We start from the raw sequence: 21,072 nt of genomic DNA, 5'->3' as shown, positions 1-21,072 counted from the left end.
ATACACAAAAACAGCTTTATCAAATTTATTTTTTTATTGAACCTCTACCCTATATCTTTTTCCCTTAAAAATATTTTAATAATACAAACCTTATCTAAATCATTTTTATACTTATATTAACATTAAAACCATAAAAAATGTTTTATCTACATACAAACATAAAATATAATATATTACTAATTAACAAAATATTAATTGCATTCTATTTAAAATATCTTGCCAATTTATCATTTTCAAGAATGTTAATATAATAAAATATCTTGATTCTCTGTTTTGATTAGTATATATTTGTTTCAATTAAAAAAATATACCAACAATAGTAAAAATAATACTAACAAAAATACCGGCATTTATATTTTGCTTAACAAAAAATCATTTTAAACCTATCTATAATTAATTATTTTATTAATTAAATTACAAACGAAAATGAAAAAACTAATGCTTGTTTTAGTAGTTTGCCTGTTCGCATCTACTTATTCTTTTGCACAGTACCAACCTGAAGAAGGAACAGTAACAACAGAACTTAAATTTGCTCCTTTTAAAACAGACAAAAACACTTTTGCCGTTGACGGTCTTCGTCTCCGCTATTTCTTAAATGAAAAACACGCTCTTCGTCTGGATCTCGATCTGGGCTATAGAAATGGAAAATTAAGCGACGAAACAACAGATGAAACACCGAATACAAAAGAGGAAGGCAAATGGAATACATTCAACTTCGGCCTTAACTTAGGTTATGAATATCATATCAATATCGCTCCCCGTTTATCTGTTTATGTAGGTGGTGCTGCCGGTTTCGGAATTGTAAGCGCAAAAACAAAATACACAATAGAAACTATCAATAGCTCAACTACCAACAAATCAGAAATAGAAATTAGCGGTGTAGCTGTAGATGATATCGAGAATCCTGATAATATTCTGGGCCGTTCGGCTACGACGTTCAATGTAAAAGCATTTACCGGTCTTGACTTTTATGTTTACAAAGGTCTTTATGTAGGAACTGAATTCAGTTTCGGTTTGAACTCCATCAGTTATGGCAAACTTAAAACCACTACGACTACCGATAATAAGAAAGAAGAAGTTAAGAGCAACTTTAAAGAATCATATTTGAATTTATTATTCGAAGCTACTCCTGAAATACGTTTAGGCTGGAGATTCTAATAAATAAAAATTTTATAAAGAAATAGCGGATAAAATGATTTTTATCCGCTATTTCTTTATCATATAAATTGTGATGACATAGCAAACATCTATTATTCTTTCGTAATAGAATAAATTTACCGAGAAAAGATTAATTCCTCCATGGAGAACATTCCCTACTCCCATACAAAGGAGAGTTCCATCATCTCTTCAAGAGTTATTACCGGAAATTTTATTTTTTCAAATTAAAAGAACGAGAACCTATACGATAGTTATCTGCAAATATCTCGACACGATAATCGCCCGGGTAAAGAAATTCTTCCACATTCCAATATAATGTTACATCGTTCAATTCTTCTCCCTCATATTCTATAAGTTTACGACAAGAATAATTAATCTCCTGGCCTTCGAAAGGAAATACGTCTGCTCTATTTTTTACCAATACATCATCATCGGGTTTCACGATCCTGACATAGATATATTTTTCTCCCACCTGTGCCGTGACATTCTTTGCAATTGAAAATGAGATTTTAAATTTATCGATCTTATTTATTTTTTTTGCAACTTTTCCTCTGGAATCAATAGGAGTAACTGTAATGCCCACCGCATCAAGTTTAGATGCCAAAGTTACTTTCTCGGATAATTCTTCTTTTTCTTTTTTCAGCATGCTTGCTGTTGCAGAAACCTCACTGTATTTCCGGCTTACCTGCTCATTCTCCGCTCTCAATTTCTGATTTGCCGCATTTAAAGAATCTATTTGTATAATATAAGAACGCATTACTCCACGTAATGTAGCCAATTCTTTCTTTAATTCATTTATACGTGCCGAACTGGTCGATTTCACGGTACGCAACTCTTCCAGCAAGCGCTGTGTCTTTATTCTTTCGGCATCTAATTTTTCTATAAGAGAATCATTATTAAAAATCATCTTCTGGCCCTCTATCTGGTCATATTGCAAAGCCAAATCGGAATACTCCTTTTCCAGGGCATCCCGTTCTTTCTCGATCTCGACCTGAGCCTTAAAATCGGACATTTCTCGGCTCTGCCTGTAAATAAAAAATGCGGCCACCGATAATGCAATTAGCAGAATAGCAATTACTATCCAAATAATATTTTTCTTCATTAAGTTGAAAATTTAAACACAAACATACTTTGCAGTCAATATATAATATGCTTCTAATTACGCGCAAATGTACATTTTTAGCCCGTACAAATCAATATTAATTAGATTTTTTAAGTTATGAATGTTAAACCGAAGTACATACCAGATTGTCTATTAATAATTTAAATCTTGTTTCCCGGATTTAACAAGGATAAAGCGGAGTGTTTAAAGTCTCATATACGTTATAAATATGTTTAAGTTAATTGTTTAACGAATCATTTTCACTATCTTTGCTTACTAAAAACATATTTTTCTTAGAGATCAAAGTGAAAAAAATATTGGATTTCATAAAGAACCACCGTATTATCAAGACATTATTGCTGATAGGAGTGACGGCAATAGTCCTGATAACTGTCCTTATGTACGGACTTGACGTTTACACCCATCATGGTGAGGGTATACCGGTTCCTAATGTAAAAAATCTTCAATTAAGTGATGCCGAAAGAATATTATCACGGCAAAATTTACGATATGAAGTTATCGATTCTGTTTATATATCCGGTGCCAGACCGGGAGCTATCGTCGAACAAATTCCGGAAGAAAGCTCGAAAGTAAAACAGAACCGGATTATATTTCTTACTTTGAATGCTTATAGTCCCCGGATGATTACCTGCCCGGAAGTAAGAGATATGTCTCAGAGACAGGCTACTGCTATTCTGGAAGGATTGGGATTCGAGTCTGTAGTAATAAACTATATAAATTCAGAATTTAAAGACCTCGTCATGGGCATGAGCTACCAGGGACGGGAAATATATAAAGGAGATAAGATCCCTGCCAGTTCCACTGTTGTTCTAAGTGTAGGAAACGGAGAAACGACTATCGAAAACGACAGCCTGTTCCTGAATACGGTAAATAATCCTGAAGAATCCGAAACATCTTGGTTTGAATGATAGAAAAAATTAAAGAATATCCGGAAGATGAAGATATCATCGTATCGGACGAAGGAGAAAGGGAATTATACGAACATTTCAGATTCGTCGCCGACAAAGGTCAAAGCTTGTTAAGGGTCGATAAATTTCTAGTCAGCCGCCTGGAAAATGCATCCAGAAACCGGATACAACAAGCAGCGGAAGCAGGATGTATATTAGTAAACGGAGTTGCCGTAAAATCCAATTATCGTGTAAAACCCCTTGATGTGGTTGCCGTGGTAATGGACAGGCCCAGATATGAATTTGAAATTATTCCCCAGGACATCCCGTTAAATGTAGTTTATGAAGACGAAGATGTACTGGTCGTTAATAAACAACCCGGACTGGTAGTGCATCCGGGACACGGGAATTATAGCGGAACTTTGGTAAATGCGTTAGCATATCATTTCCGAAATGTTCCCCAATACGATGTGAGTGATCCGCGGTTAGGATTGGTTCACCGCATCGATAAAGATACTTCAGGATTATTGGTAATAGCCAAAACGCCTGAAGCTAAAACAAATTTAGGATTACAATTCTTCCATAAAACAACTCAGAGAAAATACGTAGCTCTGGTATGGGGAACTATGGAAGAAAACGACGGACGTATAGAAGGGAATATAGGACGCAGCCTGAAAGACAGACTACAAATGACCGTATTCCCTGACGGAGACTATGGCAAGAGTGCCGTTACTCATTATACGACTCTTGAAAGACTGGGATATGTATCGGTAGTGGAATGCCGCCTGGAAACTGGACGCACTCATCAGATCAGAGTCCATATGAAATATATCGGCCATACTCTGTTCAACGACGCCCGCTATGGAGGAGACCAGATATTAAAAGGGACCACTTTTACAAAATACAAACAATTTGTACAGAATTGTTTTGAAGTATGTCCCCGGCAGGCTTTACATGCCAAGACACTGGGATTCAAGCATCCCCGCACCGGAGAAAGCATGTTCTTCGACTCGGAGATACCGGAAGATATAACTAATGTAATAGCCAAATGGCGTAACTACATGCAAAACCGGGAAGTATAAACCGCTAATGCATGAGTAACTTAAACAAGAAATAAACATTTACTATGTAGTGGTAATAAATGGATAGAACTATGGAAAAATCGTTAGAATTTGAAGACATCCGGCCTTTCTATGACGAGGAATTTCAGGAAAAAATGAAATCATTAGTCAAGGAAGATAAATTTGAACATGCAGTCAAATATGTCCTACACGATGTAGATTATAATCTTTTCAGCCAGAAGCTCTTATCTTTAAAGACAAAAAGAGATTTCCAGCTGACGGTCATGGTTCCTTTTCTGGAACACCTGGCAAAAACCACTTCGTCAGGAGTAGATGGCGGAGGATTTGAAAACATATCGCACAGCGGTAGCTATGTGTTCATGTCAAATCACCGTGACATAGTTCTGGATGCGTCTTTCCTGAACTTGCTGCTTATCAAGAAAGGTTTTGAATCCAGCGAAGTTGCTATCGGAGATAACCTGTTGATTTTTGACTGGATATCGGATCTGGTAAGGCTCAACAAAAGTTTCATCGTAAAACGGGATGTAGGTAAACGCAAAACACTGGAAGCGGCCTGCCAGCTATCAGCTTATATACATTATACCATACGGGAAAAAAAACAGTCGCTATGGATCGCCCAACGAGAAGGAAGGGCAAAAGACTCGAACGACCGTACACAGGAAAGTTTGCTCAAAATGCTCGGTCTCGCAGGCGACCGTGATCTGTTATCCAATCTGAAAGAATTAAATATCATACCCGTAACCATATCGTATGAATATGATCCCTGCGATTACCTGAAAGCAAAAGAATTTCTTTTGAAACGTGACAACCCCGAATATAAGAAAACACAGGAGGATGACCTGCACAGTATGGAAATAGGGTTATTGGGCTACAAAGGGCATATTCATTTCGAATTATCACCTTGCATCAATAAAAGCCTGGAAAGCATCTGTCCCAACGATAATAAGCCGGAAATACTGGAAGCTGCCATAAAGGTAATGGATCAGTCGATACATTCCAATTACCGGATATACCCGGGAAATTACGTCGCTTATGACCTTCTGCATGAGGGAAACTTATTCGCAAATAAATATACACGAGAAGACCATGAAACCTTCGTGACTTATATCAACAACCAATTGGCTAAAATTACCGATGTTCCCAACCGCGATGAGGAATTCCTGAGAAAAATGATGCTGACAATGTATTCCAATCCATTGAAAAATAAACTTACAGCACTCGAAACATAATCCAAATAAAATAAATCGCTCCATAAAAAAGGTATTTCTGCTTGCGCGGAAATACCTTTTTTATTTTTTAATCTTCACTTTATTATTTAGCTTCCCATCCCAATGCACTTGCACCCAGAACGGCAGCATCACTTTCTTTCAGTTCCGAAAGCAATACCTGTACCTTGCCTTTATAAATGGTAAGCAGATTTTTTTCAAGAGCTTCACGTATGGGGCGCATAATCAGTTCGCCCGACTTTGATAACCCTCCGAATAGTATAATCGCTTTAGGACTGGAAAATGCCACAAAATCGGCAAAAGTCTCTCCCAAAATAGTACCGGTATATTCAAAAATTTCCTGAGCCAGTTTATCTCCGGACGTAGCGGCGTCATACACGTCTTTGGACGTAATATCCTGAATCGGGATTTGCCGGAGAACAGACGAATCATTACGCAACTCCAGAAATTCTCTTGCCGTACGTGCCACACCAGTCGCCGAAGCATAAGCCTCCAGGCATCCCGTACGGCCACAACCACATAACCGTCCGTTATTCCGGCGCACGATAACGTGTCCAAGTTCACCGGCATTACCGTCATGTCCATAAACCAGCTGGCCGTTTATAACGATACCGCTACCCACTCCGGTACCCAAAGTTATCATTATAAAATCTTTGATACCTCGTGCAGCCCCATAAGTCATTTCACCTATCGCCGCCGCATTTGCATCGTTGGTAATAGACACCGGAATGCCAAATTTATCTCTCAGCATCTGCGCAAACGGTATAACGCCTTTCCACGGCAAATTTGCAGCTGCTTCTATATTCCCGGTAAAATAATTGGCATTTGGAGCTCCCACTCCGATTCCGGCTATCTGATCAGCTACATTCTCCTGTTCCAGCAAACGAGTCAGTTCGTTATATAAATCATTGACATAATCGCCTATGGCCGCATATTTCTGCGTTTTTATAGAACCGCTGGCCAGAACGTTTCCTCTGGCATCAACAATCCCGAATACCGTATTGGTTCCCCCAATATCAATTCCTACTACATATGGTTTGCTCATGATAATTTCTTTTTGTTTTTATTCTTATTACTACGCAAATATAAGAAACATTTCATTATTACGAATGTATTGCAATTATAAAACACAGGAAAGGAATATTCTTTTAGATAGTATTTATATCTGTTTCGAAAAATAAATAATTCCCCTAAATTGCAATATAGAGATTACAAAATAAGAAAAAATATTGTTACGTTAAAAAATAGTTGTATATTTGCCAGCCAAAAATAACACAATGTGCACAAATATGTGCAATCAAATTGAAAACTAAAAAGCTTGTATATGGCGAACAATTTATTAAAAGGTAAAAGAGGTATCATCTTTGGTGCATTGAACGATATGTCCATTGCATGGAAAGTTGCCGAAAAAGCAGTAGAAGAAGGTGCTATCATTACACTTACAAACACTCCCGTGGCGGTACGTATGGGTCAGGTATCGGAATTAGGAGAAAAACTTCATGCCGAGATTATCCCAGCGGATGCAACAAATATCGAAGATCTGGAAATGGTATTTTCCAAATCTATGGAGATTATGGGAGGTAAAATAGATTTTGTTTTACATTCCATCGGTATGTCTCCGAACGTACGAAAAAAACGCCCATACGACGATCTGGATTACGACCTGCTCGATAAAACACTCGACATATCCGCCGTTTCGTTTCATAAGATGATACAAGTTGCTAAAAAACTGGACGCCATCAACGAATATGGTTCCATCGTAGCATTGTCGTACGTTGCAGCTCAACGCACGCTTTTCGGATATAATGACATGGCCGATGCAAAAGCGTTGCTGGAATCTATTGCCCGCAGCTTCGGTTATATTTACGGACGAGAAAAGAACGTACGTATCAATACCATTTCCCAGTCTCCTACGATGACTACAGCAGGTAGCGGTGTCAAAGGCATAGACTCCCTGATGGATTTTGCCAACCGTATGTCCCCTCTGGGAAATGCCACGGCAGACGAATGCGCAGACTATTGTGTCATGATGTTCTCAGATTACACCCGCAAAGTAACCATGCAGAATTTATATCACGACGGAGGATTCTCCAGCATGGGTATGAGCTTACGCGCAATGAACCAATACAACAAAAGTTTTGACGAATTCCGCAATGAAAACGGAGATATTTGTTACGGATAACCCGGACAATTCCAAAAGATATGAAAAGGGAGAATCAATGATATCTCCCTTTTTTATATCCTTTCATTGTATAATGCTGGCGTAGCGTTACATTAAAACCGTAAGATAATGTAAAATTTAATCATCGACAGTAAATATATTCATCAGGAAAATAAAAAAGGAATTAAGCTTTCACTTAATTCCTTCTATTTGAACAGTCGGGGTGACAAGATTCGAACTTGCGACCACACGCCCCCCAGACGCGTACTCTAAACCGGGCTGAGCTACACCCCGTTCAAATGTGATGCAAAAGTACTGTTTTTTACTTTACCGGCAAAATTTTTCAGATACTTTTTTGTCCTTAAAAATGCATTTTATACTTGTCAGGAACTTAACGTTCTCAAAGTCTGGCTATAACCGGAACAAGTCCCTGTACAGGTCAAAAGCAATAAATACCGTTTCCTTATCGGCCGTTTGATTGATAACAGGTTTTCCCACTTCCGAAAGCAACGTAAAGTTAATCACTCCGGCTTCGTTTTTCTTATCATGGGTCATTAAATCATACAAATGCTCATAGTCATCGCAACTAAACGGAAATGCCCCGTAATTATCATATACATATCTGGAGAAAACAGATATTACAGCAGAAGGGAATTGTAATTTTTGGTGTGAAATCAGTAATTCGCAGACTAATCCCCAGGCCACTGCAAATCCGTGAGGAACCGGAGAGTTTTGTTCATGAGATAAACTTTCAAAGGCATGACCTACCGTATGCCCCAGATTCAGGGCTTTACGGACACCCTTCTCACAAGGATCGATTTTTACTATATGTTCTTTCACTTTCACCGATTCTTCCAGCAACCTCAGCATTTCGGTTAAAGATAAATATTCAAAATCATATGCCAAAAGCTTTTGATATACATCCTTGTTACTGATAAGTCCGTGCTTCAGCATCTCGGCATATCCCGATAAAAGTTCATGACGGGACAAGGAAGAAAAAAACTGGGTGGAGATCAATACACCTTCTGCAGGATTAAAAACGCCTATTTCATTCTTCAATCCGTTAAAATTAATTCCCGTTTTACCGCCTACCGCCGCATCTACCGCACCCAATAATGTAGTAGGAATATTGACAAACCGTATACCGCGCTTGAAGGCAGATGCCGCAAATCCTCCCAAGTCGGTAATCATTCCGCCACCCAGATTTACCAGTAAAGATTTACGGGTCGCCCCATTCCGGCTCAAAACCTGCCATACCGCAACTAAAGAATCCATATTCTTATGTACATCGCCTGCTCCGATTGTTATCTGATCAGCCAGATTCAACAAATGGGAAGAAGGAAACAACGGCAACGCGAGATTCCGGGTATGTTCGTCGGTAAGAACAAAAAGCCGGTCATAATCGCATGCATTAAGAAAATCTTGAGAAGTATTTACAATATCTTCGGTAAATAGAATCGCTTGTTCCATGAACTTCAAATTCTTATGATTTTACAATCGTATTCTTAAAAGCTTCCGATAATTCGCCGAAATGGTCGGCCAGATCCTGCATGGAATGATATAATACATCAGAGCCGGAAGCCCATAACTCTTCATCCGGCATAGGTCCTGTATTTGCTGCTATGGTAAATGCGCCGGAAGCAACACCGGCTTCCACGCCCAACGGAGCGTTTTCCACGACTATCGCTTCCCAGGGTTTCGCATGACTTTTCTTCATACCTATAAGATAAGGTTCCGGATGAGGTTTCCCGTACTTCACGTCAAAAGCCGTAACCATATATTCCGGAGCAAATACTCCCGGATAATCTTTATTCAAACTTTCCAGCAAAGATTTTTGTCCCGATCCTGTTACCAATACGGGGCGTAATCCTTCAGCAATTATTTTCTCCAGTAAAACATCTGCACCCGGCATGGGCTGAATGGGGGGCAACTCATGAAAATGACGGACTTTTTCAGCATATAATCTCTTCACATCCTCTTCTGTCGCATCACGGCCGAATTGCCTCTGAAATAATAACTTAATCGTACTGGCGCCTGTTCTACCCTCATACAAATAAAATTCCTCTTCGGTACAATCCACACCTATAGCTGTCATCGTAAGATACCAGGCCCGCACATGATTTTTCATGGAGTCGTACAAAACTCCGTCCATATCGATAAGTACGGACTTAAGCATTATCTGTCCATATCCGTTTTTACGTAAATATTTTTCAATAGAAGCAGTCAACATACACACAATCTTTTTCACTTTATAAATTACAAACTTACAAAGTATTTACGTGAAATACTTATTTTTTTCAGGAAAAAGGTTAGCTTTGTAACAAAACATACCTGTAGTTCTAATTAATTTGTCCGAAAATGAAAAGAGTACAACAATTATTTTCCGCTACTGTTTGCATGACGATTATATTTTCCTCTTGCGGCGGAGTTGCCGATGGTGATTATAAAGGAGCTTTTAATGCGCATGTAAAATCCCAGGTAAAAAATAAAACACTCACACTGCCTGTACAAGGCAAAACGGTAAAGCCGGCCAGAGCAGACGATGTGGAATATCTTTCCGATATAGAAATTAAAATAATAACGGCACAAGACAGTCTGGATTATTATAAAGAGCAAGCCGGAAAAGCATACGATGCCCTGCTGGAGTCTTATACAAAAGATGCTGAGGAAAAAAATTATGCGGCACAACTGGACGAGAAAAACCAAATAATGCGGCACAGTGAATACCTGAAAAAATATAAAGAGGCCCAAAGGAAATACGGGAATGACATGCGGCACGCCGAGACTCTGAAAAATTACCGGGATATCCTCAATGAAACTCCGAACGATCATGAATCGTATGTCAAGTTCGATAAAGAACGTTCATTCTCCTATACCAAGCAAGCAGAAGAAGCACAAAAGATTCTTGACACCCATATAGAAACCGGCAAAGATAAATATATTGCGACGAACCGTTATGTAAAACAGTATGAAACAAGAGATCTGCAACAGCCTCTTGTTTCTTTACGCAAAGTAGAATACAAAGTTTCGGGACAAACAGGCTCCGATACGTTGGCATTCCGCATACACCCAACCGAGGTTATTCAATAAATAACGAATAAAATATTCAAAAGAAAGACGGATATCTTGAAATACCCGTCTTTTTTATTTCCATCTTAATATGTTATCTCCTATTCACAACAAGTAATAGACAAACTGCCATAAAAACAAAAAAGGCTGTTTCACAACAGCCCAATTTTGTAAACCTTAAATCTAATACTATGAAAAAACATAGTACAAATGTAATCCTTCAAGAGGTCTTCTCCAAATAATTATGTGAAAATACTTCTTGATTTAACATCATTTGTGTAAAAACGCCCTTTCTGTTAACATATAAATTTAGATTTACTATTTACGGGCGTTTTCGAAATACTTTTTAAAGAATACAATCTGATAATCAATGGAATTATTCCAGTATTTCGAAGTATGTCCTCCGGGGCGAACAATAAAATCGTGCATGATGCCTCTATTCAACAATTCATTGTGCATATTATTATTTACTTTAAAAAAGAAATCGTCATATCCGCAATCGATAATCATAGCCAGGTCTCCGTTTTTCAGCGTAGGGACAAGATTAATTACCGTATGCTTTTCCCAAACTTCAGGATTCTTATTCTTTTCGCCCAATTGTACGCTCATTTTCCATTTTTCAGGGAACGGGCGTATATCTACGCCTCCGCTCATACTTCCGGCTGCACCGAATGTGTCCCGATGGCGGATAGATAACCACAAAGCACCGTGTCCGCCCATACTCAATCCGGCAATAGCACGTCCCGAACGATCGGCAACAGTACGATAATGAGCGTCCATATATCCGACAAGGTCCTTGGATACGTAGGTTTCGAATTGCATATCTTTATTGACAGGGCTATCCCAATACCAACTGCTCAATCCGTCGGGACAAACAAAGATTACTTGCTTTTCCGTTGCCAGCTGCGGCAAATCAGGTTTAATTTTAAGCCAGGAACTATAATCACCTCCGTAACCATGTAACAAATAGATAACCGGATAGAGTGCCGATTCATTATAATCCGCCGGCAAAATAACGACATTCTTCACTTCCCTGTTCATACGGCTTGCTCTCACAACGACCGTATCTACCTGTACTGCGGCAAACAAAGGCATTGCCCATAACAGGAACAATAAAAAAACTGATAACTTCTGTTTCATGGCATTTACATATTAGCGTTTTACATAGTCCAGTATAAACCTTATATTATCCTGCATAAGGTTATTTTCATCGTTAAAGAAATTCAGGGCAGGTATATCACCGGACTCATAACGTTTAAGAAAATACTCTTTCCCTATTTCATCATTCAGCACAGCCTGCCAGGCCGCATCTTCTTCACTTATCGCATCGTCACCTTCCCCCAAATCAGCCAGTACATCGTTAAGGATAATTTCCTGTTCCTCTTCCGGTAGTTCTGCCTCCGGTTCGAACAAGTTATACTCATCTTCATTCCCCGAAATTTCATCAAGCAATTCTTCGTTCTTTTCATAACTTCTCACCTGCCCGACAAACCACCAGCCAGCCGACCAGCGTATAAATCCGGCAAATAAGATCACGTCTTCGCTTTTCATCTCTTTCGGGAACCCTTTCAGTGACAACTTATTCACCTCCAATTCCGTACCTGTGGCAATATGACGAAAATAAGTATAATCGTTTTCTTCCCTTTCATACAGGAAATAACCGGAATACTTCTTTCCCAGGCTCGTCAGTCCCTTATAAGCGACATGTTCTTTTCCCAGTATTTCGGCCAGCCAACGAGGAGCGGAGAAAGAAAAGAACTCCGTAATATTGTTATAGGCAAAATCATTACAGGACATATTCACCAGATCGGGCAACTGCTCTTCCATACCGTTGGATTTAGCTTCTTCGGCAAGTTCCTCTACACTATCCTGCAACAAAAGTCCGTCACCGCAAAACAGATAAGACTCTGTCCCCAACCAGAAAAACTTACTATGTAAAGCATATATATCGGAAGCTTCTTTATCATCTACATGGAAAAAAGCCTGTAATTTATCATTCTCAGGCGCGGTCTCGTACTCCGGCTCCAGCAAAGCCATAACATCCTCCGCCATATCGGAGAAAAGAGGAGTAAGGGGAGAAAACGGAAAATCCAGATTATTCAGCTGCATATAATAATGCCATATCAGAAACTGCAGGTCTTCTTTATTTATTTCCCCTTTTACATAATCTTCCGTAATCCGGAAAAAAGGCAGAGGAGTGCCGAAACGTTCTTCATGTATGCGGACCAAAGCTGCGAACATACCCGCTTGTGATATTATATCTTCGAAATAACAAAGCAACATGCAGCTTAATTCCTTGCGTTCTTCAGAACTCAGATACAATACATCTTCTTCATATATCCCGCCCATACGGTTCGAAATAGATTCGCATGCTTTATTCGCCAGTGTCGTATAGTAAAAATCGGTCCTGGCAGAACTCTGGTAAGGATGCATAGCCAACCAATCCCGGCTATATATGACCTGTTTCATTTTACCCATTATTCTTATTTTTTATTGTTTTACAAAAATAGATATAAAAGATGAAAGATAACACCGCTTTACCTCCTTTTTACTAATTTTGCAGATATGTACGAAAACAAAGACAACGATTCACCTATAGCCCCGGAACTTATACAATGGTACCGGATACACAAAAGGGATTTACCCTGGAGGCATACGGCCGACCCGTACCGGATATGGATATCAGAGATTATTTTGCAACAAACCCGCGTAGCACAAGGACTGGATTATTATATCCGTTTTATAAGCCGGTTTCCCGATATCGTATCCCTGGCCGAAGCCGATAACGACGAGGTTATGAAATACTGGCAGGGACTGGGATATTACAGCCGTGCGCGTAATCTCCATGCCGCCGCCCGGTTCATGGCCGAAAAATATGCAGGCCGTTTCCCGAAAACATACAAAGAAGTACTCGGGCTAAAAGGTATCGGAGAATACACTGCAGCCGCTATTTGTTCTTTCTCCTACGGACTTCCTTATGCTACGGTAGACGGGAATGTTTATCGCGTACTGTCCCGGCTTTTTGCCATAGATACACCTATCGACTCCACCCAGGGAAAAAAACTGTTCTCCGGCCTGGCAAACGAATTACTCGACCGGAAAAATCCGGGTGAATACAACCAGGCCCTGATGGAGTTCGGCGCGCTCCATTGCCTTCCCCGTTCTCCCAAATGCAACGAGTGTCCCCTATCAGGCAAGTGTCTGGCTTATGCAGAAGGACAAACAGAAAAATATCCTCTAAAACAAACGAAGGCTATTGTCAAACCCCGTTATTTCAATTATTTCCATATCATCCTTGAAGACAAGACATGGATACATCGCCGCAACGGAAACGATATCTGGAGAAACCTTTATGAATTTCCCCTCATTGAAACCGACCGGGAAATGAATCTGGACGAAATTCAAAAAACACCCGGATACAAAGAATTATTCACCGGCATAAACACGCTTTACATTCAAAGTATTCCTTACGTCTGCAGACATGTCCTTTCACACCGCATCATAAACGCAAAATTCTACACAATATATATTTCATGTTCCGGTGAACACTTGGACGCTTATAAATGTATTGAGAACAGTTCCATTGGAGATTACGCAGTAGCCCGCCTCACGGAAAGCTACCTCGAAAAAGTATGGCAGGATATTTTATCTAAAAAATAATGACAGCAGGATCGCTTATCCTGACATATTTATTACCTTTGTAACATAAATATATACCTAAACCGTGTGATGCGGCGGTTTTCGTTTTTCTTTCTCAATATTAACAATGAAAAAAAGTTTCTTCATTATTGCATGATAGAAAGAGTAATCATTTTAGACAACATCGATCCGGTTGTATTTTACGGTGTAAACAACAGCAATATACAACTTATCAAAAATCTTTTCCCTAAATTACGTCTGGCAGCCCGGGGTAATGTTTTAAAAGTTATCGGCGACGAAAAAGAAACTGCAGCTTTCGAAACCAAGATCAAAGAACTGGAAGATTATTGTTCCCGGTACAACCAGCTTACAGAGGAGATCATTATCGACATCATAAGAGGTGCCGCACCTGTAGAAGTAAAACAAGACCATCTTATCATATACGGAGTAAACGGCAAACCCATCGTAGGGCGTACCCCGAATCAGCAGAAACTGGTAACGGCTTTCGGGACTAACGACCTCGTATTCGCCCTGGGACCTGCCGGATCGGGCAAAACCTACGTAGCTATCGCACTCGCCGTACGTGCGCTTAAGAACAAGGAAGTAAAGAAAATCATTCTCAGCCGCCCTGCCGTAGAAGCGGGAGAAAAATTAGGCTTCCTGCCGGGCGATATGAAAGATAAAATAGACCCTTATCTCCAGCCGCTTTACGATGCGCTGCAGGACATGATTCCGGCGGCCAAACTGAAAGAATATATGGAAAGCAATGTCATTCAAATAGCCCCGCTCGCCTTTATGAGGGGACGTACCTTGAGCGATGCTGTGATTATTCTCGACGAGGCCCAGAATACGACCACCCACCAGATAAAGATGTTCCTGACACGTCTGGGTATGAATGCCAAGATGATAATCACGGGAGATATGACACAGATAGACCTGCCGCCTACCCAGACGTCCGGCCTGATACAGGCCATACGCATACTGAAAGGCATACAAGGCATAGGAAAAGTAGAATTCAACAAAAAAGACATCGTTCGTCACAAGCTGGTTCAGCGTATCGTGGAAGCTTACGAAAAATATGACGAAAAGCAAAAAAACGAACGTGCTGAAAAGAAAAAAGAAGAAAAACAAGAATAACATTCTTCACTAAACAATAAACACATAAGTATTACAGAAATGAAAAATGCTTTAGTAAAAACAGATTTTACCTTCCCGGGTCAACAGGGAGTGTATCACGGAAAAGTACGTGATGTGTACAGTATCGACAACGATTTACTGGTCATGGTGGCCAGCGACCGTATTTCGGCTTTCGATGTCATACTTCCCGAAGGCATACCCTACAAAGGGCAGGTATTGAACCAGATTGCCGCCAAGTTCCTGGACGCGACGACAGACATTCTCCCTAACTGGAAAATCGCCACTCCCGACCCTATGGTCACGGTAGGATTACGTTGCGAACCGTTCAAAGTAGAAATGGTCGTGAGAGGTTATCTCACAGGACACGCCTGGCGGGAATACAAAGAAGGAAAAAGGAGCCTCTGCGGAGAAAAAATGCCCGAAGGAATGAAAGAGAACCAGAAGTTTCCTCACCCGATCATCACCCCTACTACTAAAGCCGAAGCCGGACACGATGAAGATATTTCGAAAAAAGAAATCATCGCACAAGGCATCGTTTCAAAAGAAGACTACGAACAACTGGAAAAATATACTCTCGCACTATATCAAAGAGGATGTGAGATGGCCGCGCAAAAAGGCCTCATCCTGGTAGACACAAAATACGAATTCGGTAAAATAGGCGACAAAATTATTCTGATGGACGAAATACACACGCCGGACTCTTCCCGTTATTTCTATGCCGACGGCTACGAAGATCGTCTCGCCAAAAGAGAAGAGCAACGTCAGTTATCCAAAGAGTTTGTGCGCCAATGGCTGATACAAAACGGTTTCCAGGGTCAAACAGGACAAAAAGTACCTGAAATGACCGAAGAATACTGCAACAGCGTATCCGGTCGTTATATAGAACTTTACGAGCATATAACCGGAGAAAAATTTGTGAAAGCGAATCTCTCCGACGTAGCCGCACGTATCGAAAAGAACGTAACCCAATTCCTCAAAGAACGCAGGAAATAAGGGTTGTTTAACTTGTGTGCCGATATGACAAAATATAAAGCGGAGGAAATTCTCCCGTACGACAAACAGAAAGAGAAGACCGAGCAGGTAAGAGACATGTTCGACTCCATCGCCCCGGCTTACGACTTCATGAACCGTGCCATGACCTTCGGGATAGACAAATGGTGGAGGAACGTAGCCGTTAAGATGCTGGCTCCTTATTCGCCGAAACGCATCCTGGACGTTGCAACAGGAACCGGAGACCTCGCCATACTATTGAACCGCCAGTTATCTCCCGACTATATCCTGGGCATAGACCTTTCCGACGGCATGCTGTCCATCGCCCGGCAAAAAGCGTCGGCAGAGGGACTGAGCGATAAAATAAAATTCGAAGTACAGGATTGCCTGGAACTGAAACCGGAAGACGACAGCTTCGACGCCGTCACCGTAGCTTATGGTGTACGTAATTTCGAACACCTTGAACAGGGATTCGCCGAAATGTACCGCGTGCTTCGTCCCGGAGGTGTACTTTCCGTCATAGAACTGTCCACCCCGGAGAAAACACCTTACAAACAACTGTACAAGTTTTACTCGTTCACTCTTATTCCTGCCGTAGGACGGCTTGTATCGAAAGACAAAGGAGCCTACAGCTACTTGCCCCGCTCTATCGCCGCCGTTCCCCAGGGAGACGCCATGCTCGGAATATTCAAGCGTGCCGGGTTTACCCGCACGCGTTGCCGCAAGCTCACGTTCGGTGCTTGCTCCATATATATGGGAGAAAAAGATTAACAACAAACCTTTTTTAGAACGCTATAAAACAGGCTGTCCGGAATACCCGACAGCCTGTTTTTTTGTTTATTATACATTTCTTTAGTTACATTATTTTAAAATTTAAATTATATACATTATTTTTGTTTTAAAAAATTACATTATTCTATACGGAATATGGGTATAACAATATTATAAGGACATTACATTACTTAAATTTTTCATGAAAAAACTATTTTTACTTCTTTTTCTGACAGAGATATGTATCTCTACCGGTCTTCAGGCTGAAACTGCTTCCGAAACGACTGTTCAACCCACGGCAGGACAGTATCCTTGTGTACTTCCTCCGTCGCCCGAAGCGTCCACTTTATGCAAATATACCGAATTTCCGGTCAGCTATTTTTACGGTTTGCCACAAATCAATATACCGTTGTACGAATTGACATATAACGACCTGACCGTTCCTATATCTATCAGCTATCACGGTGGAGGCATCAAAGCAACAGAATTATCCGGACGCGTTGGGCTGGGATGGGCACTAAACGCCGGCGGTTGTATTTCCCGCTCGGTATGCGGATATCCGGATGAGGTTCTCATTAATGTAGGCAACAGCGCCCCTCCCGCAAACCCGGAAATGCTTGATATAAGAATCCGGGGATACCATCGCCTGACAAATAGAGATTTTGAATTGCTGGAATTTATTCAAAATAAAAAATACAGTTATGAGCCCAACTTTCATAGCACCGACCATATCCTAAACGTACTACATCCGCAAAACCGCTTTTATCAGGAGTATGAAGGCGGCTATCTCGATGCGACTCCGGACAGGTACAGTTTTAACTTCCTGGGATACTCCGGAGTATTCATATTGACAGATGAACACCATGCCGTTCTGCAAACCGACAGCCCGGTGGAACTGGTCGACATCCGTTTTCCTTCCTATTTTTCCATGCGCGATAAAAAAGGAATATTATATTACTTTGATGAACCGGAATATTCGTATCATCCCTATAAAAGTTGCAGTCCGGATATAGGACCAACCGATATCCAGAATGACACTATTAAATACGTATCCTCCTGGCATTTAAGCAAAATAGTAACACCCCAAAACGATATTATCCGTTTTACTTATACCGAAAACAAGAAATACGATATAGAGTCGGGCGTTTTCGCCAGCAGAACCCGGGCCGATATCAGCGTTCCTGATTATGATAACTATTATTCATCCTATTTGAATACCAACAATATTCCCTACCGAAAAATCTCCGTGTCGCCCAAAAGACTGGACCGGATTATTGCCGAAGACGCCGTCGTGACGTTCATAACCGACAATACCGTCTCCCGGGAAGATATCCCGGAAGACCATACCCGGCTCGATAAACTCTATGTTCAGAATATGCAGGAAGAATATATCAAACGCTACAATTTCACTTATTCCTATTTCCGGTCATTTAAGAACAAAACTAAATTCGCCCTTTGTCTCGACCGTATCGACGAAGAAGCATTAGATGAAAATGGAAACGGACGGCAGCGATTATACGAATTCGGTTATTACGGCAATCACGATATGCCCTGGTATAAAGACTATTCGGCAGGTATCGACCATTGGGGATATAACAACGAATATCCTGCGACAATCCATATTCCCAAATTCAGCCATCCGGGATATAACCAAGGTAAAGGAGAAGGGGCAAACCGGGAACCGAGCCCTTCATATCCTTTGTACGGGACTCTCACAGACATTACCTATCCGACAGGAGGATCGGTTCATTTCACATGGGAACCGCACACTTATTCTTCGGAATCGTTTACTCCTATAAAACCTTACATGACTGAAGCCGTGTACGATACCATACTCACTACATTATGCGGATTAGGAAATTTCGGCCCTAACGATGTTATTTCTTCTTCTATTCATGTGGACGAATCCGAAAAAACGCCTAAAATATCTATAGACTTAAGTAAATATTATTACCTTTATATTGATGAAATTAAAACGACAAACGGATGTGAACTTAAGAACGACCACAATTTTACAGCACCGGGCACATATGACAATTCTAATGTTCCTTTTATTTCCATAAAAAAGAACGGAATCGAAACAAACAGGGTATATGTAGACTTACCTGCCGTTGAAAAGAAACCGAACGGATTTGATATCGAACTTAAGGAAGGAGGATATTATACACTGGAACTCCATAATCCGCACGCCGATTTTCCCGAAAGGCTTCGACAGGATTATAACCGGGAATGTTCCCCTTATATATTGTACGGAAAAATACATATTTCATATATCAAACAGATCAAAGCTCCTCAAAAAATGCATATGAAGCAGGGTGGAGGCCTGCGGATTAAAAAAATAAATGCGAATTTCTTCGACCGCACCGTCACCAAAAATTTTATTTACGAAGACGGGCTATATTCCCGAGGCAATTTACCCGCCTACATCGATTATTTCTCAGAATCTTTCGCCCTGATTTTATCGGTAGAGGGAGAGCAGGTTCCCGAGGTCTGTTATAGGCTTGCCACTCAATCCACTTCAGGATTATACAATACAATACAGGGAGAGCCCAAGATAGAATATCAAAAGGTAGACGAAGTATACGGGGATATCGGAAATAAAGATTTCCGGACATTACCCCGTATAACTCATTATTTTAATAGCGGGCGCGATACGGAAGACGAAGGAGAAAACGGAACTTTCTATTTAAATCCCCTGCAACCCGCAGCCAACCGTTTCTTTACGTCAAATGCGCATAAACGGGGAAATCTGGTCAAACAGGAATACTGGGATCCGCAACAACCCGACTCCATCGTAAAAACAGTAGAATATGAATATTCCGTTAAAGAAGACCCGGTAGCCCACTGGTTCTCGGCCGGTATGTTCGCAACAGCCGATTTCCGGTTAGCGGGATTGGGGGTCATTGTAGAAGAAACTGTAAAAGACGAAAATGGAAAAGACAAAGTAATAAATGTCAAAAAATCTCCTACGAAGGATTATTTTTCTTCCAACTTCAAGCTGCAGCCCTATAAAAAACTGCTAAAAATGAAAAGGGAGACGGAATACAGAGGGGGTGATAACCCCATAACCAATACGGTACGTTATACCTATCCGTATGAAAACCTTGAAAGAGACTATAACTTATATCTTATGAAGCTTCCGTTAAGTGAAGAGCGGGAGCGCTCCGACAGGAACTATGAGGTCGTTTATTATTCCTACCTGATGCCGGCGAACGGTTCTTTCTGCGATAAAGTGGAAACAGAAGTAAGAACCGTCAACGGATATATCGTGGAGGCAAAACGCATGGTTTATGATCCGCAGACCTTATTATTGCTCCGGACTTATACGGCCGACATTTCCTCTCCCGTTCCCGCATCGGGTTTCGACCTGGGAAAAACGCCGCGCGCTTCCGATGCTTTAACAGCATTTATCAATGTCCCCGAATTCGAATACCAGTATTTCCAGAACAAAATATCCCAGATATCTTACAAAGGAGAAATACTCGCCTCTTTCCTCTGGGCATATAAAGGAGCGCATCCGGTCGCCGAGATCAAAAGAAAAAGCGCACAGGAAACAGACAACATACTGGAGGCGATAGGAACGAGCCGGAACCGGCTTTTCTACCTGTCCGATATCGGGAACTGGCTGAACAAATTGCGGGACAGATTACCGGAAAACGAAATGACGACTCTTCTTTATTATCCGTCCATAGGGCCGATTTCCGAAACCGATGTAAGAGGTATCACCACGACTTACGAATACGATCCGTACGGACGGCTTAAAAATATAAGGGATTATAATTCCTACTTTATTAAAAAATACGAATATAATCTTAAACCTTAGCAGCTT

17 protein-coding genes and 1 tRNA gene are annotated in these 21,072 nt (G+C 40.7%); 11 read left to right on the top strand and 7 right to left on the bottom strand.

What is annotated here, in order from left to right; genetic code table 11:
• Window positions 1-426: 426 nt before the first annotated feature.
• Window positions 427-1,158: an outer membrane beta-barrel protein gene (locus tag OCV73_RS10890; protein ID WP_147552120.1), complete on the top strand. Its 732-nt coding sequence runs from the start codon at window positions 427-429 to the stop codon at window positions 1,156-1,158.
• A 211-nt stretch (window positions 1,159-1,369) separates the two neighbouring features.
• Here the strand turns inward: OCV73_RS10890 and OCV73_RS10885 are convergent, their stop codons facing one another.
• The gene (locus OCV73_RS10885; protein ID WP_147552119.1) at window positions 1,370-2,260 is read right to left on the bottom strand and encodes a hypothetical protein; all 891 of its coding nucleotides are present in this window, start codon (window positions 2,258-2,260) and stop codon (window positions 1,370-1,372) included.
• A gap of 305 nt (window positions 2,261-2,565) precedes the next feature.
• Here OCV73_RS10885 and OCV73_RS10880 point away from each other — a divergent pair, with 305 nt between their 5' ends.
• From OCV73_RS10880 to OCV73_RS10870, 3 genes are read left to right on the top strand one after another with little or no spacing between them, the layout of a single operon-like run.
• Entirely contained in the window at window positions 2,566-3,189 is a 624-nt protein-coding gene (locus OCV73_RS10880; protein WP_147552117.1) for a PASTA domain-containing protein, read from the top strand.
• A complete protein-coding gene (locus tag OCV73_RS10875; RefSeq protein ID WP_147552115.1) occupies window positions 3,186-4,250 on the top strand; it encodes an RluA family pseudouridine synthase in 1,065 nt (354 codons plus the stop codon). The genes OCV73_RS10880 and OCV73_RS10875 overlap by 4 nt, the downstream gene beginning before the upstream one ends.
• A gap of 59 nt (window positions 4,251-4,309) precedes the next feature.
• Complete coding sequence (locus OCV73_RS10870) at window positions 4,310-5,479, top strand: 1-acyl-sn-glycerol-3-phosphate acyltransferase (protein ID WP_394802960.1); 1,170 nt, start codon at window positions 4,310-4,312, stop codon at window positions 5,477-5,479.
• Between the two features lie 82 nt (window positions 5,480-5,561).
• Here the strand turns inward: OCV73_RS10870 and OCV73_RS10865 are convergent, their stop codons facing one another.
• Window positions 5,562-6,521: an ROK family protein gene (locus tag OCV73_RS10865; RefSeq protein WP_147552112.1), complete on the bottom strand. Its 960-nt coding sequence runs from the start codon at window positions 6,519-6,521 to the stop codon at window positions 5,562-5,564.
• Window positions 6,522-6,800: 279 nt separating this feature from the next.
• Here OCV73_RS10865 and OCV73_RS10860 point away from each other — a divergent pair, with 279 nt between their 5' ends.
• On the top strand, window positions 6,801-7,658 hold the full coding sequence (locus tag OCV73_RS10860; RefSeq protein ID WP_147552110.1) for an enoyl-ACP reductase FabI: 858 nt from the start codon (window positions 6,801-6,803) through the stop codon (window positions 7,656-7,658).
• A 197-nt stretch (window positions 7,659-7,855) separates the two neighbouring features.
• Here the strand turns inward: OCV73_RS10860 and OCV73_RS10855 are convergent.
• The 3 genes from OCV73_RS10855 to OCV73_RS10845 all read right to left on the bottom strand — a co-directional run bounded on the left by OCV73_RS10855 (window position 7,856) and on the right by OCV73_RS10845 (window position 9,867).
• Window positions 7,856-7,931 (bottom strand) — tRNA-Pro (locus OCV73_RS10855).
• A gap of 117 nt (window positions 7,932-8,048) precedes the next feature.
• Window positions 8,049-9,107 carry a 3-dehydroquinate synthase gene (gene aroB / locus OCV73_RS10850; RefSeq protein ID WP_147552108.1) on the bottom strand — a complete coding sequence of 353 codons (1,059 nt, stop codon included), beginning with the start codon at window positions 9,105-9,107 and terminating at the stop codon, window positions 8,049-8,051.
• Window positions 9,108-9,120: 13 nt separating this feature from the next.
• Window positions 9,121-9,867: an HAD family hydrolase gene (locus OCV73_RS10845; RefSeq protein WP_147552107.1), complete on the bottom strand. Its 747-nt coding sequence runs from the start codon at window positions 9,865-9,867 to the stop codon at window positions 9,121-9,123.
• A 128-nt stretch (window positions 9,868-9,995) separates the two neighbouring features.
• Between OCV73_RS10845 and OCV73_RS10840 the strand changes: the two genes are divergently transcribed.
• Window positions 9,996-10,727, top strand: coding sequence for a hypothetical protein (locus tag OCV73_RS10840; protein ID WP_147552105.1), 732 nt, complete (start codon window positions 9,996-9,998; stop codon window positions 10,725-10,727).
• Between the two features lie 297 nt (window positions 10,728-11,024).
• Here OCV73_RS10840 and OCV73_RS10835 read toward each other — a convergent pair whose 3' ends face one another.
• Both OCV73_RS10835 and OCV73_RS10830 read right to left on the bottom strand, forming a co-directional pair.
• Entirely contained in the window at window positions 11,025-11,846 is an 822-nt protein-coding gene (locus tag OCV73_RS10835; RefSeq protein ID WP_147552103.1) for an alpha/beta hydrolase, read from the bottom strand.
• A 12-nt stretch (window positions 11,847-11,858) separates the two neighbouring features.
• A complete protein-coding gene (locus OCV73_RS10830) occupies window positions 11,859-13,184 on the bottom strand; it encodes a DUF3843 family protein (RefSeq protein ID WP_147552102.1) in 1,326 nt (441 codons plus the stop codon).
• Window positions 13,185-13,271: 87 nt separating this feature from the next.
• Here OCV73_RS10830 and mutY point away from each other — a divergent pair, with 87 nt between their 5' ends.
• The 5 genes from mutY to OCV73_RS10805 all read left to right on the top strand — a co-directional run bounded on the left by mutY (window position 13,272) and on the right by OCV73_RS10805 (window position 21,066).
• Window positions 13,272-14,366, top strand: coding sequence for an A/G-specific adenine glycosylase (gene mutY / locus OCV73_RS10825; RefSeq protein WP_147552100.1), 1,095 nt, complete (start codon window positions 13,272-13,274; stop codon window positions 14,364-14,366).
• 132 nt (window positions 14,367-14,498) lie between these two features.
• Window positions 14,499-15,482 (top strand): PhoH family protein, encoded by a 984-nt coding sequence (locus tag OCV73_RS10820; protein ID WP_147552098.1) that lies wholly within the window; start codon window positions 14,499-14,501, stop codon window positions 15,480-15,482.
• A 39-nt stretch (window positions 15,483-15,521) separates the two neighbouring features.
• The gene (locus OCV73_RS10815) at window positions 15,522-16,475 is read left to right on the top strand and encodes a phosphoribosylaminoimidazolesuccinocarboxamide synthase (protein WP_147552096.1); all 954 of its coding nucleotides are present in this window, start codon (window positions 15,522-15,524) and stop codon (window positions 16,473-16,475) included.
• A gap of 24 nt (window positions 16,476-16,499) precedes the next feature.
• The gene (gene ubiE / locus OCV73_RS10810; RefSeq protein WP_147552094.1) at window positions 16,500-17,243 is read left to right on the top strand and encodes a bifunctional demethylmenaquinone methyltransferase/2-methoxy-6-polyprenyl-1,4-benzoquinol methylase UbiE; all 744 of its coding nucleotides are present in this window, start codon (window positions 16,500-16,502) and stop codon (window positions 17,241-17,243) included.
• Window positions 17,244-17,445: 202 nt separating this feature from the next.
• Entirely contained in the window at window positions 17,446-21,066 is a 3,621-nt protein-coding gene (locus tag OCV73_RS10805) for an RHS repeat domain-containing protein (RefSeq protein ID WP_147552092.1), read from the top strand.
• The last annotated feature ends 6 nt before the right edge of the window (window positions 21,067-21,072 follow it).

It is taken from the genome of Barnesiella propionica (assembly GCF_025567045.1).
Lineage (GTDB): Bacteria > Bacteroidota > Bacteroidia > Bacteroidales > Barnesiellaceae > Barnesiella_B > Barnesiella_B propionica.
The sequence above is the reverse complement of the archived record's forward strand: the minus strand, read 5'-3'. Positions and strand labels throughout refer to the sequence as shown.

Excerpts from the sequence above, each read along its gene's own strand:
- OCV73_RS10890 (WP_147552120.1), top strand. The coding sequence starts at position 427 with ATGAAAAAACTAATGCTTGTTTTAGTAGTTTGCCTGTTCGCATCTACT.
- OCV73_RS10885 (WP_147552119.1), bottom strand. The coding sequence starts at position 2,260 with ATGAAGAAAAATATTATTTGGATAGTAATTGCTATTCTGCTAATTGCA.
- OCV73_RS10875 (WP_147552115.1), top strand. The coding sequence starts at position 3,186 with ATGATAGAAAAAATTAAAGAATATCCGGAAGATGAAGATATCATCGTA.
- OCV73_RS10870 (WP_394802960.1), top strand. The coding sequence starts at position 4,310 with ATGGATAGAACTATGGAAAAATCGTTAGAATTTGAAGACATCCGGCCT.
- OCV73_RS10865 (WP_147552112.1), bottom strand. The coding sequence starts at position 6,521 with ATGAGCAAACCATATGTAGTAGGAATTGATATTGGGGGAACCAATACG.
- OCV73_RS10860 (WP_147552110.1), top strand. The coding sequence starts at position 6,801 with ATGGCGAACAATTTATTAAAAGGTAAAAGAGGTATCATCTTTGGTGCA.
- aroB (WP_147552108.1), bottom strand. The coding sequence starts at position 9,107 with ATGGAACAAGCGATTCTATTTACCGAAGATATTGTAAATACTTCTCAA.
- OCV73_RS10845 (WP_147552107.1), bottom strand. The coding sequence starts at position 9,867 with ATGTTGACTGCTTCTATTGAAAAATATTTACGTAAAAACGGATATGGA.
- OCV73_RS10840 (WP_147552105.1), top strand. The coding sequence starts at position 9,996 with ATGAAAAGAGTACAACAATTATTTTCCGCTACTGTTTGCATGACGATT.
- OCV73_RS10835 (WP_147552103.1), bottom strand. The coding sequence starts at position 11,846 with ATGAAACAGAAGTTATCAGTTTTTTTATTGTTCCTGTTATGGGCAATG.
- OCV73_RS10830 (WP_147552102.1), bottom strand. The coding sequence starts at position 13,184 with ATGGGTAAAATGAAACAGGTCATATATAGCCGGGATTGGTTGGCTATG.
- mutY (WP_147552100.1), top strand. The coding sequence starts at position 13,272 with ATGTACGAAAACAAAGACAACGATTCACCTATAGCCCCGGAACTTATA.
- OCV73_RS10820 (WP_147552098.1), top strand. The coding sequence starts at position 14,499 with ATGATAGAAAGAGTAATCATTTTAGACAACATCGATCCGGTTGTATTT.
- OCV73_RS10815 (WP_147552096.1), top strand. The coding sequence starts at position 15,522 with ATGAAAAATGCTTTAGTAAAAACAGATTTTACCTTCCCGGGTCAACAG.
- ubiE (WP_147552094.1), top strand. The coding sequence starts at position 16,500 with ATGACAAAATATAAAGCGGAGGAAATTCTCCCGTACGACAAACAGAAA.
- OCV73_RS10805 (WP_147552092.1), top strand. The coding sequence starts at position 17,446 with ATGAAAAAACTATTTTTACTTCTTTTTCTGACAGAGATATGTATCTCT.